We start from the raw sequence: 14,492 nt of genomic DNA, 5'->3' as shown, positions 1-14,492 counted from the left end.
GTCCCTCCGTTCCTGCGTGCACCCGGAACGGGCGACACGCGGTTCCGCTGGGGACCGGTGGCGCCGGTCCGCGCCGCATGTCGACACAGTCAACGTTCACGGCCGCCCGATGTCATGAGGTCGCGCTCACAAAAGTCGCTCAGGGCCCCTGTGCCGGTGACACAGTCCACAGGCGTGTTCACGGGGCGGAAGGGCGCCGGTGAGGGCCCGCGCCGTGCCCATAGGCCGTTGACGTGGGACGACATAGCGTGTTAGACCACCACGACCCGGGTCTTCGAGGCGCTGCCGATCTTGCGGGCCCGGTCCTGGGAGGGTGATCATGGCACCATCCGGCACGTCGCCCGCCACCGCCGATCACATGACGGCGGTGTCGCGCGAGTTGAGTTCGGCGTCGACGGCTCTCGCGAACGAGTTCGTCCGCCAGTACGTGACCACGACCGACTCCGGTTCGGTCGACCGCCAGGCGCCCGTCGAGGCGTTCGAGATGGCGGTCCACGTGATCGACCTGTGCGCGAACGGGCTGGTCGACCGTCCGCCGTCGGGCGGAGCCTCACCCGACGGGATGCCCGCGACCGGGCCGCCGTCCGCGCGCGGCGCCCGCATCGCCCTGCAAGGCAAGCCGGTCGCCGAGGCCGTCGAGTGGCTGCGGCTGCTGGAGCGGGTCGTCACCGACCACGTCCTCGCGCACGCCACCGGCGGGATGGACGAGGTCCGCGTCGTGCTCGGCAAGCTCGCCGAGCTGTTCGACGTCCTGTGCACGCGGGAGCTGGAGTCGTTCACCGCCACCTACAACGAGCTGGCCGGCTGGCAGGCGCGGGTCAGCACCGACCTGCTCAGCTGCCTGATCGCCGGGCCCGTGGTCGACGCGAGCACGGTGAACGACCAGGCCAGGATGCTCAACATCAACCCGCACCAGCGGTTCCGCGCGGTCGCCGCCTACCACGACCCGGCGCCGACCTCGCAGCAGTGGGTGCGGGCCCGGCGGCGGATCATGGAGGTGCTGTGGCGGCACGACCCGCGCCGGGAGATCCTGCTGCGCGAGCGGCGCGGGCTGCTGCTGGCGCTCGTGCCGATCGACCGGGCGGGCCCCGGCCTGGTCGACCTACTCACGACCATGCTGGACGGCGAGCCGGGCAGGGCGCTGTTCGTCTCGGCGGGCGAGCCGGGCCAGTCGCTGTCGGCCGCCGGGCACAGCTGCCGGCAGGCGCTGTCGGCCCTGGAGATCAGCATCTACCGGGACCAGCGCGGCCAGGTCACCCAGTGCACCGACGTGATCCTCGAAGTGCTGCTCGCGCACAACCGGTGGGTGTCCAAGCGGCTCATCGAGACCCGGATCGGGCAGCTCGTCGAGAAACCGCACCTGCTCGACACGCTGCGCGTCTATATCGCCTGCGATATGGCGTTGCAGCGCACCGCCGAGGAACTCGTCGTGCATCCGAACACGGTCGCCTACCGGCTCCGGCAGATCGCCACGCTCACCGGACGCGATATGCGCCGGATCACCGACATCGGCGATCTCAACGTGGCGTTGATGGCCTTTGACGCGATCCAGATGCGGCGCGACCGGGAAGAGGCGCGGACGGATCTGCGCGCGCGGTTGTTCGCCTGATCGGCGGGCGCTCGGGCCGGGCCCCTGTGCCGCCCACCCTGTGCCGCTCACATAATGACCGCCGGATTTCTTTGGTGGCCCGGCCCGAACAGGTCTTCGCCGTTTGATCCTAGGCTTCGAGACCAATCGCCCAGGACCTGGTGAGCGGAGCGTCATGGACCATCGTGCGGACACCTACATCGACGGGCAATGGGTCGAGAACAATGGCGACGACGTCATCGCGGTCATCGACCCCTCGACCGGGCAGTGCGTCGCCACCGTCCGCGAGTCGTCCACCGATGACATGGACCGGGCCGTCGCGGCGGCCGGGCGCGCCCGTCCCGTCCTGCGGGCGATGCCGCCGGAGGAGCGGGCCGCCCTCCTCGACCGGATCGCCGACGAGCTGGCGGCGCGGGAGGGCGGGCTCGCCGAGCTGATCTCCAGTGAGATGGGCATGCCGCGCAGGCACTGCCTCGGCTACCAGGTGCGGACCGCGATCGGAACGTTCCGCAACAGCGCGGCGGCGGCGCGCGGGATGGACTTCACCGAGCGGATCGGCGGGTCCACCGTGCTCCGCGAGCCGGTCGGCGTGGTCGCCGCGATGACGCCCTGGAACTTCCCGCTGCTGCAAACCGCCGCGAAGCTCGGCCCGGCGCTCGCGGCGGGCTGCCCGGTCGTGCTCAAGCCGAGCGAGATCACGCCGCTGGACGCGTTCGTGCTGGCGGAGGCCGTGCACGCGGCGGGCGCGCCGCCCGGCGCGCTCAACCTGCTGTTCGGAAACGGCCTGCACGTCGGCGAGTACATGACCCGCCATCCCGGGGTGTCGATGGTGTCGCTGACCGGCTCGACCCGCGCGGGCCGCCGGGTGGCCGAGCTGGCCGCCGCGTCCATCAAGCGGGTGACGCTGGAGCTGGGCGGCAAGTCGGCCGCGATCGTGCTGCCGGACGGGGACCTGGAGGCGGCGGTGGAGCGCGTCGTCCGCACGGTCGCGATCAACACCGGGCAGACGTGTACCGCGCTGACCCGGCTGCTCGTCCCGTTCGAGGCGATGCCGGACGCCGAGGAGCTGGTCGCGGCGGCGTTCGCCGGATACCGGGTCGGCCCGGCGCACGACCCGGACGCCGACGTCGGCCCGCTCGCCAGCGCGAACCAGCGGCACCGCGTGAACGACCACCTCGAACGCGCGCTCGTCGACGGCGCCCGCACGATCTGGGCCTACCCGGACGCGGAGCTGCCGCGCGCCGGGTTCTTCACCGGCCCCGCCGCGTTCGCGGTCTCCGACCCGCGCATCGTCCTCGCGCAGCAGGAGGTGTTCGGGCCCGTTCTCGCGGTGATCCCCTACGTCGGCGAGGACGAGGCGGTCGCGATCGCCAACGGCACCCCGTACGGGCTCGCGGGCGCGGTCTGGTCGCGCGACGAGGAGCACGCGCTGCGGGTCGCCGAGCGGATCGAGGCGGGCAGCATCGAGATCAACGGCGCGCCGTTCAACGGGCTCGCGCCGTTCGGCGGCTACAAGCAGTCGGGCTACGGGCGCGAGCTGGGCGCGCACGGCATCGCGCAGTTCACGGAGCTCAAGGCGATCCAGCGGCCGACGGCGGCGACCCGATGACCGCCCGCAACGGCGGCGACCTCGTCGCGGAGGCGCTGCTCGCGCTCGGCGTCGAGCACGTGTTCGGCGTGGCGAGCGTCCACAACCTGCCGATCCTGGACGCGATCCGGCGGCATGGCGGCATCACGGTCGTGAACGTCCGGCACGAGCAGGGCGCCGTGCACGCGGCCGACGGCTACGCCCGCGTCACCGGACGGCTCGGCGTCGCGCTGGCCTCGACCGGCCCCGGCACGGCCAACACGATGGGCGGGCTGTTCGAGGCGCACTTCGCGGGCTCGCCGGTGCTGCTGATCACCGGGCAGATCGAGAGCCGCTTCTACGGCCGGTCCAAGGGCTACCTGCACGAGGCGGAGCAGCAGCTCACGATGCTGCGCACGCTCACCCGCGAGGCGTGGACGGTGCGCCGCGCCGAGGACATCGGGGACACGGTCGTCACGGCGGGCCGCGCCGCGAGGACCGGGGCGCCGCGTCCGACCGCCGTCGAGATCCCTGTCGACCTCCAGTACGCGCCGGTACCGGAGTCGCTGACGGTCTCGGGGCCCGCGCCGGACGTCCACCCCGTGCCGCCCGAGGACCGGCTGCGCGCGGCGGCCGACCTGCTCGCGGGGGCGCGGCGGCCGCTGATCTGGGCGGGCGGCGGCGTGCTGAGCGGCGGCGCCTGGCCCGAGCTGCGCCGCCTCGTCGACCGGCTGGAGATCCCGGTGGTGACGTCCGTCCAAGGACGCGGCGCGCTGCCCGAGGACCACCCGCTCTGCCTCGGCGCGCTGGTCACGACGCCGCCGCTGCGCGAGAAGGTGGAGAGCGCCGACGTCGTCCTCGCCGTGGGCGCGCGGTTCCAGATGTACACGACGGACGCGTGGCGCCTCCGCCTCACCGACAAGCTCGTCCACATCGACGCCGACACCAGCGTGTTCGGCCGGACCTACCCGCCCGCCGTCGCCCTGCACGGCGACGCCCGCGCGACCCTCCGCGCGCTGGACGAGCGCGTCGCCACCTGCGACGCCGCCGCCGACTGGGTGCCGGGTGCGCGCGAGGCCGCGGCCCAGGCGCGGGAGGCGTCGCTGGAGGCGCTCGGCCCCGATCACCGCGCGATCGTCGAGGTCATCCGGCGGGCGCTGCCGCGCACGGGCGTGATCGTCCGCGACTCGACCGTGCCCGCCTACGCCTGGGGCGACCGGCTGCTGCCGATCCTGGCGGCGCGGACGTCGCTGCATCCCGCGTCCGCCGCGATCGGCCCCGGGCTGCCGCTCGGGATCGGCGCGGCGATCGGCAGCGGGGAGCGGACGGTCGTCGTGCACGGTGACGGCGGGATCATGCTGTCGATCGGCGAGCTGTCGACGCTCGCGCAGGCGGACGCGCCCGTGACCGTCTGCGTGTTCAACGACCAGGGGTACGGGGTGCTGCGCGACGTCCAGCGCGCCACCTTCGACGGCGCCCGCAACGACGTCGACCTGCACACCCCCGACTTCGTCGCGCTCGCGGCGGCGATGGGCGTGCGCGGCGAGAAGGTCACCGACGTCGCCGGGTTCGACCGGGCGCTCACCCGCTCGGTCGCCGGTTCGGGCCCGTACCTGATCGAGATCGACCTGGCCGCGCTGGCGCCGATGAAGCGCCGGATCGGCCGCCAGCAACTGCTGAGCTGAGCGTTCGCCGATGGTGCTGAACGGGAGACGAGCGTGCCCTATGACCGTCCAGAATGGATGGTACAGTTCGATCCATGACGATCCACCTCTCGTCCAGCTCGTACCTGGTGCTCGGCCTGATCGGCCTGCGCGGGCCGAGCTCGTCCTACCAGCTCAAGCGGGCCGTCGAGCGCTCGGTCGGCTACTTCTGGCCGTTCCCGCACAGCCAGCTCTACGTCGAGCCGAAGCGGCTGGCCGAAGCCGGCCTGCTGGAGGAGTCGGCGGAGACCGAGGGACGCCGCCGCCGCACGTACTCGCTGACCCCCGCCGGACGCGACGCCCTGCGCGCGTGGCTCGGCGACCCCGGCACCGAAGTCTTCCAGGTCCGCAACGAGGCGGAGCTGAAGCTGTTCTTCAGCGAGCTCGGCGACGAGGGGACGGTGGAGCGGCTCGCCGACGCGCAGGTCGGCTACCACAGCGAGCGCCTCGCCGGGTTCCGGGAGACGCTGGAGCGCCTCGGCACCGTCCCCGACCTGGAGAAGCGGGTCGCGCCGCTCGTCCTCGGCGTGCGGATCGAGGCGGCCTGCCTGTCGTTCTGGGAGGACGTCCGCGAGTCGGGCGTGGGCGGCGCGCTGGCCCGGACCGCGCCGGTCGCCGATGGCACCGCCGGGTCGCCGGATGGGAGATCGGGGCACCACCCGGGCTGAGCAACGCGCCCCGCGACACGCGGCCCCCGCCGCGGGAAGGAAGGGGACCAAGATGGTGATCGCCGACGCCGCCGGAGGCGGGACGCGCTGCCGGGGTCCGCGCCAGGAGACGCTGCTGCGCATGCTGGAGAACACGCTGGCGCACGCGGAGCGGCCCGACGAGCTGATCGTCTACGCGGGGCTGGCCAAGGCCGCCCGGGACCACGACGCGCTGAAGCAGATCGTCGCGGCGCTGGCGGAGCTGGAGGAGCACGAGACGCTCGTCGTCCAGTCCGGCAAGCCGATCGGGGTGTTCCCCACCGGGACGCGGGCGCCGCTGGTCCTCATGGCCAACAGCAACCTCGTCGGACGCTGGGCCACCGGCGAGCACTTCTACGAGCTGGAGCGGCGCGGGCTGATCGCCTGGGGCGGCTACACCGCGGGGGACTGGCAGTACATCGGGTCGCAGGGCATCGTCCAGGGCACCTACCAGACGCTCGCCGCCGTCGCCGCCGCGCACTTCGGCGGTGACCTGGCCGGACGCCTCGTCGTGACGGCCGGGCTCGGCGGCATGGGCGGCGCGCAGCCGCTGGCCGCGGTGATGGCGGGCGGCGTCGCGCTGTGCGTCGAGGTCGACCCCGACCGGATCCGGCGGCGGATCGACGGCGGCTACCTCGACCGCTCCACCGCCTCTCTCGATGAAGCGCTCGCCTGGGTGCGGGACGCCGTCGAGGCCCGCACGGCGTCATCGATCGGGCTGCTCGGCAACGCCGCCGAGGTGCTGCCCGCGCTGCGCGCACGCGGCCTCGTCCCGGACGTCGTCACCGACCAGACCGCCGCGCACGACCTGCTCTACGGGTACGTCCCGGCCGGGATGGCCCCGGCGGAGGCTGCCGAGCTGCGGACCACCGACCCGGACGAGCTGACCCGCCGGGCGCGCGCGTCCATCGCCACGCACGTGGAGGCCATGCTCGCCTGGCAGGAGGACGGCGCGGTCGTCTTCGAGTACGGCAACAACCTGCGCGCGCAGGCGGCCGAGAACGGCGTGGACGCCTTCCGCATCCCGATCTTCATCGAGCGCTACATCCGCCCGCTGTTCTGCCGGGGCCTCGGCCCGTTCCGGTGGGTCGCCTCGTCCGGGGACGCCACCGACATCGACTTCATCGACGCGCTGGTCGTGCGTGAGTTCCCGGACAACGACCTCGTCCAGCGGTGGATCCCGATCGCGCGCGAGCACGTCCGGCAGGCGGGGCTGCCCTCGCGCATCTCGTGGCTGGCGCACGGCGAGCGCGCGAAGCTCGCGCTGCTGGTCAACGACGCCGTCCGGCGCGGCGAGCTGAAGGGCCCGGTCGCCTTCACCCGCGACCACCTCGACGCGGGCGGGGTGTCGCAGCCGCTGCGCGAGACCGAGAACATGCCGGACGGCTCGGACGCCGTCTCCGACTGGCCGCTGCTGAACGCGCTGCTCAACGCCGGTTCGGGCGCCGACCTCGTCGCGATCCACGCCGGGGGAGGCGGCTACGCGGGCTACATGCAGAGCGCGGGCGTCACGCTGGTCGCCGACGGCACCGACGCCGCCGCCGACCGGATCCGCTCCGCGCTCACCGCCGACACCGGCATCGGGATCATGCGCTACGCCGACGCCGGATACGAGGACGCGGCCGACACCGTCCGCGCGAGCGGCCTGCGGTGGTTCGGATGACCGCCGCCCTCGACGACGTGCGCGTCCTGGACCTGAGCCGCATCCTGTCCGGCCCGCTGTGCACGCGGATGCTCGCCGACCTCGGCGCCGAGGTGATCAAGGTCGAGTCCCCGGCGGGCGACGACGGCCGGTTCTTCGGCCCGTTCGTCGACGGCGAGAGCACCTTCCACCGGCTGCTCAACCGCAACAAGCTCGGCGTCACGCTGAACCTCAAGGACCCCGCCGACCGGGAGCGGTTCGCGGGGCTGGTCGAGCGCTCCGACGTGCTGGTCGAGAACTTCCGGCCGGGCGTGCTCGACCGGCTCGGGTTCCCGCCCGAGGAGCTGGCGCGCCTCAACCCGGGGCTCGTCGCGGTCTCGATCAGCGGGTTCGGACGCGGCGGGCCGCTCGCCGACCGTCCGGCCTACGACCTGATCGTCCAGGCGATGTCGGGGCTGATGTCGGTCACCGGGCCGGACGGCGGGCCCGGCGTGCGCGTCGGCATCAGCGTCGGCGACATCGTGCCCGCGCTCTACGCGACGGTCGCGGTGCTGTCGGCGCTGCGCGAGCGCGAGCGGACCGGGCTTGGCCAGCACATCGACGTGTCCATGTTCGACGGCTTGGTGTCCGTGCTGGAGTCGGTCGCGATGCGGGCGCTGCACACCGACGAGCCTGTGCTGCCGACCGGCGGCCACCACGCGATCAGCGCGCCCTACGGGACGTTCGCGGTCAAGGACGGCACGATCACGATCGCGGTCGCCGGTGACGCGCTGTTCGCCCGGCTCGCCGCCGTCCTGGACCGGCCGCGCTGGCTGGAGGACGACCGCTACGCCAGCGACGCCGAACGCGGCCGCAACCGCGAACCGCTGCGGCTGGAGGTCGAGGAGGCGCTCGCCTGTTTGAACCGCGAACAGGCCCTCGCGTTGCTCGCGGAAGCCGGGGTGCCGTGCGGGCCGGTGCTCGGCGTCCGCGAGGCGTTGTCGCTTCCGCACACGCACGCCCGCGGCCTGGTCGCCGAGGAGGCCGACGGGTTCCGGACGCTCGCGGGCGGCGTCCGCACGACCGGCACGGTTCGCGAGTTCCGCCGCGCGCCCGACCAAGGCGAGCACGACCACCTGCTGGAACGCTGGCTGGCGGAGGAACCGCGCCATTCTCGGACGGAGGACGCGTCGTGACCGCGGTCGAATTCGACGGCCTATTGGCGGGCGCCCTCGATGTCGAGCGCACCGAGACCGGCCTTATCCCGCGCCGGTTGCCCGCATGGACGCGCCCGCAGATCACCGACTCCTATATGCGGCTGATGGTGCCGAGACCGGCCGGGGTTCGGCTCGTCCTGCGCACGGATGCCGACACCCTGGAACTGGACGTCTTCGTGACGCGGTTCCGCAACGCCTATTTCCCCCTGTTCCCCGTCGCGTTCGACGCGGTCGTGGACGGGACGCGCGTGCTCTCCCGCCCCGTCCGGGACGGCGAGCTGTGCGTCGTCCGCGCGGGCGCGGTCACCGACACCGTCCGGGGCGTGCCGGAGACGATCCGCTTCGACGATCTCGGCCCCGGCTGGAAGGACGTGGAGATCTGGTTGCCGCAGGCCGCCATCGTCGAACTGCGGGAACTGCGCGCCGACGGCGAGGTCACCCCCGGGCGGCTCCCCGAACGCAAATGGGTGCACTACGGCAGCTCGATCAGCCACTGCGCCGAGGCGGGCGGCCCCACCGACGCCTGGCCCGCCCGGGTCGCACGCGCCGCCGGACTCGACCTGACCTGCCTGGCGTTCGCGGGGAACTGCCACCTCGACCCCTTCGTCGCCCGGACGATCCGTGACCTGCCCGCCGACGTCATCACGCTCAAGGTCGGCATCAACGTCCAGAACCTCGACTCGCTCAAGGAGCGGACGTTCGGCCCGATGCTGCACGGCTTCCTCGACACGGTCCGCGAGGGGCACCCGGAGACGCCGCTGGTCGTGGTCTCGCCGATCCTGTGCCCGACCGCCGAGGACCGCGCCGGGCCCACCGTCCAGGACGGGAAGGGCCGCTACCACGCGACGGGCTCGACGTCGGGGCTGACGCTCGTCCGGATGCGGGAGCTGATCGCGGAGGTCGTCACGTCCCGGGAGGATGCCGCGCTCTCGTGCCTGGACGGCCGTTCCCTGTTCGGCCCGGACGACGCCGGCGACCTCTACGACGGCCTCCACCCGAACGCGGCCGGATATCGCCGAATCGCCGACCGTTTCCACGCACTCGTCTTCGGCCCGAATGGGACGGCTGTGCCGGGCGCATAGCCGTCCCGTGAATTCTTTGGTCCGGCGGCCCCAAGACGTCCCGCGAAAAGGCTCCTACGCTCGAAACGAATCGCATGGAACGGACGAATGCCATGACCACCGTAGCGACCGAGGACGACGCGGCCCGCGTGATCGGCGTCATCGATCAGCACGAACCGGAACTCGTCGCCTTTCTCCGCGACCTCATCCGCATTCCGAGCGTCTGGGGCGACGGACCCGCGCTCACGACGGCGGCCGAGCACCTCGCCGCCCCGCTCGCCGAGGCCGGGCTCATCGTCGAACTGCCCGATTCGGGTACCCCCGGCATGCCGAACATGCTCGCCCGCACGGGCACCGGCGACCCGTCCAACGCGCTGATCTTCAACGGCCACATGGAGGTGTACCCACCCTCGACCTCCTGGCGCCGCGACCCGTTCGGCGGCGAGATCGACGGCGGCGCCATCCACGGGGTGGGCGTCGCGGACATGAAGGCCGGGACGGCCGCGATGACGATGGCGGCGGTGATGCTCGCGCGGTCGGGCGTCCCGCTGCCCCGCGACGTCGTCGTGCTCGCCGTCCCGAACCACTTCGAGGGCGGCGAGGGCACCCGGCAGGCGCTGCGCGACGGGCTGCGCGGCGCGTACGCGATCAACTGCGAGCCCAGCGACCTGCGGGTCCTCACCGGCCAGCGCGGCATCGCCTACGTCACCGTCACCGTGCGCGGGCGCGCCGCGCACACCACCGCGCTCGACATCGGCGTGAACGCGGTCGCGCGGGCGGCGGAGGTCGTCCGCGCGGTGCTCGCGATGCCGATCACCGCCGCCGACGGCCGAGTGCTGGACGACGTCAAGATCTGCAACGTCGCGCAGATCTCCGGCGGCGTCGCGCACAACCTTGTCCCGGAACGCTGCGACATCACCTTCGACTTCCGCTTCCCGCCCGCGCAGACGCAGGACGACGTGCTCCGCGACGTCCGCGCCGCAGTGGAACGCGCGCTCGACGACCTCGCCGAGTTCCCCGTGGACGTGTCGCTGGAGGCGACCTGCGTGAAGAACCCGCGCAGCTCCCTCCAGGTGCCGGACGGCGAAGGCCTGCTCGCGGGCGTCGCCGCCGCGCACCGCGCCTCCACCGGACGGGACGCCGCGCACGGCTTCCACCAGGCGTGGCCCGACACACCGATCTTCTGGGAGGCGGGCATCAAGGCCGTCACCTACGGCCCCGGCTCGATGGACTGCTACTGGGACGACGAGTCCGTGCCGGTGGAGGACTACCTCGCCGCCGTCCGGACCTACGCCCTGGCCGCCCTGACCTTGGGCGACGCCGATGGCTGAGGTCGAGGAGATCTGCGCCGACCTGATCCGCTTCGACACCACCAACCCGGGCGGCCGCGAACGCGAGGCGGCCGAATACGTCGCGGCCCTCCTCTCCGACATGGGCCTGGACCCGAAGATCATCGAAGCCGAGCCCGGCCGCTCCAACGTGGTCGCCCGCGTCGTCGGCACCGACCCCTCGGCGCCCGCGCTGCTCGTCCAGGGCCACCTCGACACCGTCCCCGCGCAGGCCGCCGACTGGACGCGCCACCCCCACAGCGGCGACATCGCCGACGGCCACGTCTGGGGACGCGGCGCCGTCGACATGAAGAACGCCGTCGCGATGACGCTCTCGGCGTTCGGCACCGCGCTCGCCGAGGGCCGCCGTCCCCGCCGCGACATCGTCCTCGCGTTCGTCGCCGACGAGGAGACCGGCGGCCGCCTCGGCGCCGGACACCTCGTCGCCGAGCACGCCGACCTGTTCGAGGGCTGCCGCGCCGCGATCGGCGAGGTCGGCGGCTTCAACGTGCCGACCCCGTCCGGCCCGCCGCTGTTCGCGGTGTCGGTCGCCGACAAGGGCCTGCGCTGGTACGGGGTGCGCGCGAAGGGCGTCGCCGGGCACGGCAGCATGATCGCCCAGGACAACCCGATCCCGCGCCTCGCGAAGACGACGCTGCGGCTGCTGTCGGCCGACCGCCCCTACACGGTCACCGAGCCGATGCGCGTCCTCGCCTCGCGGGTCGCGGGCCGCCCGGTGTCCTCCCCGGCCGAGGTCGCGGACGTCCTCGCCACCCAGACCGGCCCCTTCGGACGGATGTTCGCCGCCGGTGTCCAGGGCACCGTCAACGTGACCCGGCTCGGCGCGGGCTACAAGGAGAACGTCATCCCCGGCGAGGCGTGGGCGCGGTTCGACTGCCGCTTCGTCCCGGGCCACGAGGACGAACTACACGAACACCTCTGCGCCCTCACCGAGGACGCGGAGGTGACGCTGCTCCGGCGCAGCCCACCCGTCCTCTCGTCCCATGAGGGTGAATGGTTCGCCCTCCTCACCCGCGCGCTGCACGCCGTAAGCCCCGGCTGCGACGTCGCCCCCTTCGTGTTCAGCGGCGGCACCGACAACAAATGGTTCCGGACGCTCGGAATGGAGACCTACGGCTTCACGCCGATGCTGTTCCCCACCGGCTACGACTATCCGGCGATGTTCCACGGCGTCGACGAACGCTGCCCGGTGGACGCGCTGCGGTTCGGCGTCCGGGTGATGGACGAACTGATATCCCTGTGAGGACCGGATGACACGGCGCAGTGCAAGCCCCCGGGTGGCGATCATCGGCTGCGGCCTCGGCGGAATCGCCACCGCGGTGAAACTGAAGAAGAAGGGCCTCACCCGGTTCACCGTCTTCGAGCAGTCCGCAGGCCCCGGCGGAACCTGGTGGGACAACCGCTACCCCGGCTGCGAGGTCGACATCGCCTCGCACGCCTACTCCTTCTCCTTCCTCACCTACGACTGGACGCGCACCCACGCCCGCCAACCGGAATTGCAGGCGTACGCCGAACACGTCCTCGACCGCTTCGACCTGCGCCGCCACTGCCGCTTCGGCGTCCGCGTCGAATCGGCGACCTGGGACGAGGAGAACTCCCGCTACGACCTCCTGCTGCCCGGCGGCCGGATCGAACGGTTCGACGTCGTGATCAGCTGCCTCGGCCTGCTGAACCAGCCCCGCTACCCCGACTGGCCCGGCCTGGACGACTTCGAGGGCCCGAAGTTCCACACCGCCCGCTGGCCGGCCGACCAGGACCTCACCGGCAAACGCGTCGCGGTCGTCGGCACCGGCTCCACCGCGACCCAGATCGTCCCGGCGATTGCCGAACAGGTCGAAAAGCTCTACGTCTTCCAACGCCAGCCCGGGTGGATCCTCCCCAAGGGCGAACGCGACTTCACCCCCCGCGAACGGGCGCTGTACCGGCTCCCGCTCGCTCAAAAACTGCGCCGACTGCGCCTCTTCTACCAGTTCCGCCAGATGTTCAAGGGCTACGACCTGCACGGCGAACGCCAACAGCAGAACCTCCGGGCCTGCCGCGCCTACATCAAATCCACAATCCACGACCCCGACCTCCGGGCCGCCCTCACCCCCGACTACCCCTGGGGATGCAAACGCCCGGTCCTGGCAACCGGCTTCTACCCGGCCCTCAACCGCCCGAACGTGTCCCTAGTTCCCCACGCCGTAACCCGCATAACACCCAAGGGAATCATCGACACCACGGGCACCGAACACGAGATCGACGTCCTCGTCATGGCCACCGGCTTCCGCGCGACGAAATACCTGGCCTCCCTAGAAGTGCGAGGAACGGGCGGCGTCTCCGTCCACGACACCTGGAAGGACGACCCGAGAGCGTTCCTCGGCATCACCGTCCCCGGCTATCCCAACTTCTTCATGCTCTACGGCCCCAACACCAACGGCGGCTTCTCCATCATCGCCCAGCTGGAACGCCAGGCCGAAGTGGCCGCCCGCATGGTCGCCCGAATGCGCCGCAAACGCCTACGCGTAGTCGACACCCGCCCCGGCGCCGCCGAACGCTGGGTCAACTGGGTGGACGCGCAACTCCACCGCCACGCGTCCGCGATGGAGGCGAACTGCACGAACTACTACCACGCCGAGAGCGGCCGCAACGTCACCCAATGGCCGAAACCCCACGGCGAGTACTACCTCCTGACAAAGGCCCTCCCCTTCCTAGGCTTCACAGGCCGCCGATGAACCCCCCGCTCCGCGCGCTCCTGGCGTCCGACCCCGAACTCCTGGCCGCCTGCACCGCCCTGGTAGACGTCCCCGCGAACCATGGCGCCCTCGACCCGAAGACCCAAGAACTGATAGCCCTGGCAGTGAACGCCGCCCCCACCCACCTCCACACCCCCGGCATCCGCCGCCACACCCGCGCCGCCCTGGCCCACGGCGCGACCCGCGAAGAAGTCATGGAAACCCTCCAGCTGGCCGCGACCCTGGGCATCCACGCCGCAAGCACAGGCTTCCCCCTCCTGGACGACCTCCCCGCCGCCACCCCCGAAACAGAACGACTGCGCGCCGAATTCACCCGCCGCCGCGGCTACTGGGACCCGTCCTGGGAAAACGTCCTACGCCACGCCCCCACCCTCTTCGCCGCATACCTGAACTTCTCCGCGATCCCCTGGACCAGAAACGCCCTCCCACCCAAAACCAAAGAACTCATCTACATAGCCATAGACGCCTCGGCGACCCATATGTTCACCGAAGGCCTAAAAGTCCACATCACCAACGCCAAAAACCACGGCGCCACCCCGCCCGAAATAGCCGCCACCCTAGAAATCGCAAGCCTCATAGGCCTCCAAACCCTAGAAGTAGCCCTCCCCATCCTCCAAGAAGAAACTGATCGACCCCCACTCGGCTCCTAGGAGGGGAGGGTGAAGCCTTCGGGTGGGGAGCCTTCGGCGAAGAGCAGCTCGACCCGGGCCTTGCCGTCCCGGATCTCTTTGGCCCGCCGGTACTCGGGGGAGTCGTACCACTGGCGGACGCGGTCCATGTCGGGGAACTCGATGATCTGGAGGCGGGAGGAGGGCCAGGAGCCCTCGGCCGGTTCGGGGACCGGGCCCGCGACCAGGTAGCGGCCGCCGTGGTCGAGGATCGACGGCTGGGCCGCGCGGGCGTAGGCCCAGCCGGCCTCCTCGTCGAGCACATCGACGAGGGCGATGACGTACGCGGGCATATGG

General features: G+C 72.0%; 12 protein-coding genes. 11 read left to right on the top strand and 1 reads right to left on the bottom strand.

Features of this window, described 5'->3' with window-relative positions:
* Positions 1-319: 319 nt before the first annotated feature.
* The 11 genes from K2F47_RS31455 to K2F47_RS31405 all read left to right on the top strand — a co-directional run bounded on the left by K2F47_RS31455 (position 320) and on the right by K2F47_RS31405 (position 14,177).
* Positions 320-1,609 (top strand): PucR family transcriptional regulator, encoded by a 1,290-nt coding sequence (locus K2F47_RS31455; protein ID WP_242909549.1) that lies wholly within the window; start codon positions 320-322, stop codon positions 1,607-1,609.
* Positions 1,610-1,763: 154 nt separating this feature from the next.
* The gene (locus tag K2F47_RS31450) at positions 1,764-3,197 is read left to right on the top strand and encodes an aldehyde dehydrogenase family protein (protein WP_242909548.1); all 1,434 of its coding nucleotides are present in this window, start codon (positions 1,764-1,766) and stop codon (positions 3,195-3,197) included.
* A complete protein-coding gene (locus tag K2F47_RS31445; protein WP_242909547.1) occupies positions 3,194-4,840 on the top strand; it encodes a thiamine pyrophosphate-binding protein in 1,647 nt (548 codons plus the stop codon). Before K2F47_RS31450 ends, K2F47_RS31445 begins: the two co-directional genes overlap by 4 nt.
* Positions 4,841-4,914: 74 nt before the next feature.
* Positions 4,915-5,526, top strand: a complete 612-nt coding sequence (locus tag K2F47_RS31440) for a PadR family transcriptional regulator (RefSeq protein WP_242909546.1) — start codon at positions 4,915-4,917, stop codon at positions 5,524-5,526.
* A 52-nt stretch (positions 5,527-5,578) separates the two neighbouring features.
* On the top strand, positions 5,579-7,207 hold the full coding sequence (gene hutU, locus K2F47_RS31435) for a urocanate hydratase (protein WP_242909545.1): 1,629 nt from the start codon (positions 5,579-5,581) through the stop codon (positions 7,205-7,207).
* On the top strand, positions 7,204-8,361 hold the full coding sequence (locus K2F47_RS31430) for a CaiB/BaiF CoA transferase family protein (protein WP_242909543.1): 1,158 nt from the start codon (positions 7,204-7,206) through the stop codon (positions 8,359-8,361). The genes hutU and K2F47_RS31430 overlap by 4 nt, the downstream gene beginning before the upstream one ends.
* Positions 8,358-9,464, top strand: a complete 1,107-nt coding sequence (locus K2F47_RS31425) for a GDSL-type esterase/lipase family protein (protein WP_242909541.1) — start codon at positions 8,358-8,360, stop codon at positions 9,462-9,464. The genes K2F47_RS31430 and K2F47_RS31425 overlap by 4 nt, the downstream gene beginning before the upstream one ends.
* Positions 9,465-9,556: 92 nt before the next feature.
* Positions 9,557-10,774, top strand: a complete 1,218-nt coding sequence (locus K2F47_RS31420) for a M20 family metallopeptidase (RefSeq protein ID WP_242909540.1) — start codon at positions 9,557-9,559, stop codon at positions 10,772-10,774.
* Entirely contained in the window at positions 10,767-12,035 is a 1,269-nt protein-coding gene (locus K2F47_RS31415) for a M20/M25/M40 family metallo-hydrolase (RefSeq protein ID WP_242909538.1), read from the top strand. The genes K2F47_RS31420 and K2F47_RS31415 overlap by 8 nt, the downstream gene beginning before the upstream one ends.
* 7 nt (positions 12,036-12,042) lie before the next feature.
* On the top strand, positions 12,043-13,506 hold the full coding sequence (locus K2F47_RS31410) for a flavin-containing monooxygenase (protein WP_242909536.1): 1,464 nt from the start codon (positions 12,043-12,045) through the stop codon (positions 13,504-13,506).
* Complete coding sequence (locus K2F47_RS31405) at positions 13,503-14,177, top strand: carboxymuconolactone decarboxylase family protein (protein WP_242909535.1); 675 nt, start codon at positions 13,503-13,505, stop codon at positions 14,175-14,177. The genes K2F47_RS31410 and K2F47_RS31405 overlap by 4 nt, the downstream gene beginning before the upstream one ends.
* Here the strand turns inward: K2F47_RS31405 and K2F47_RS31400 are convergent.
* On the bottom strand, positions 14,174-14,488 hold the full coding sequence (locus K2F47_RS31400) for a DUF1330 domain-containing protein (protein ID WP_242909534.1): 315 nt from the start codon (positions 14,486-14,488) through the stop codon (positions 14,174-14,176). The genes K2F47_RS31405 and K2F47_RS31400 overlap by 4 nt on opposite strands.
* Between the last annotated feature and the right edge of the window lie 4 nt (positions 14,489-14,492).

Source organism: Actinomadura terrae (assembly GCF_022751215.1).
Lineage (GTDB): Bacteria > Actinomycetota > Actinomycetes > Streptosporangiales > Streptosporangiaceae > Spirillospora > Spirillospora terrae.
Note: the sequence above shows the minus strand (reverse complement) of the source record. Positions and strands in the feature narration are given on the sequence as shown.

Excerpts from the sequence above, each read along its gene's own strand:
- K2F47_RS31410 (WP_242909536.1), top strand. The coding sequence starts at position 12,043 with ATGACACGGCGCAGTGCAAGCCCCCGGGTGGCGATCATCGGCTGCGGC.
- K2F47_RS31450 (WP_242909548.1), top strand. The coding sequence starts at position 1,764 with ATGGACCATCGTGCGGACACCTACATCGACGGGCAATGGGTCGAGAAC.
- K2F47_RS31445 (WP_242909547.1), top strand. The coding sequence starts at position 3,194 with ATGACCGCCCGCAACGGCGGCGACCTCGTCGCGGAGGCGCTGCTCGCG.
- K2F47_RS31430 (WP_242909543.1), top strand. The coding sequence starts at position 7,204 with ATGACCGCCGCCCTCGACGACGTGCGCGTCCTGGACCTGAGCCGCATC.
- K2F47_RS31400 (WP_242909534.1), bottom strand. The coding sequence starts at position 14,488 with ATGCCCGCGTACGTCATCGCCCTCGTCGATGTGCTCGACGAGGAGGCC.
- K2F47_RS31405 (WP_242909535.1), top strand. The coding sequence starts at position 13,503 with ATGAACCCCCCGCTCCGCGCGCTCCTGGCGTCCGACCCCGAACTCCTG.
- K2F47_RS31440 (WP_242909546.1), top strand. The coding sequence starts at position 4,915 with ATGACGATCCACCTCTCGTCCAGCTCGTACCTGGTGCTCGGCCTGATC.
- K2F47_RS31420 (WP_242909540.1), top strand. The coding sequence starts at position 9,557 with ATGACCACCGTAGCGACCGAGGACGACGCGGCCCGCGTGATCGGCGTC.
- K2F47_RS31415 (WP_242909538.1), top strand. The coding sequence starts at position 10,767 with ATGGCTGAGGTCGAGGAGATCTGCGCCGACCTGATCCGCTTCGACACC.
- hutU (WP_242909545.1), top strand. The coding sequence starts at position 5,579 with ATGGTGATCGCCGACGCCGCCGGAGGCGGGACGCGCTGCCGGGGTCCG.
- K2F47_RS31455 (WP_242909549.1), top strand. The coding sequence starts at position 320 with ATGGCACCATCCGGCACGTCGCCCGCCACCGCCGATCACATGACGGCG.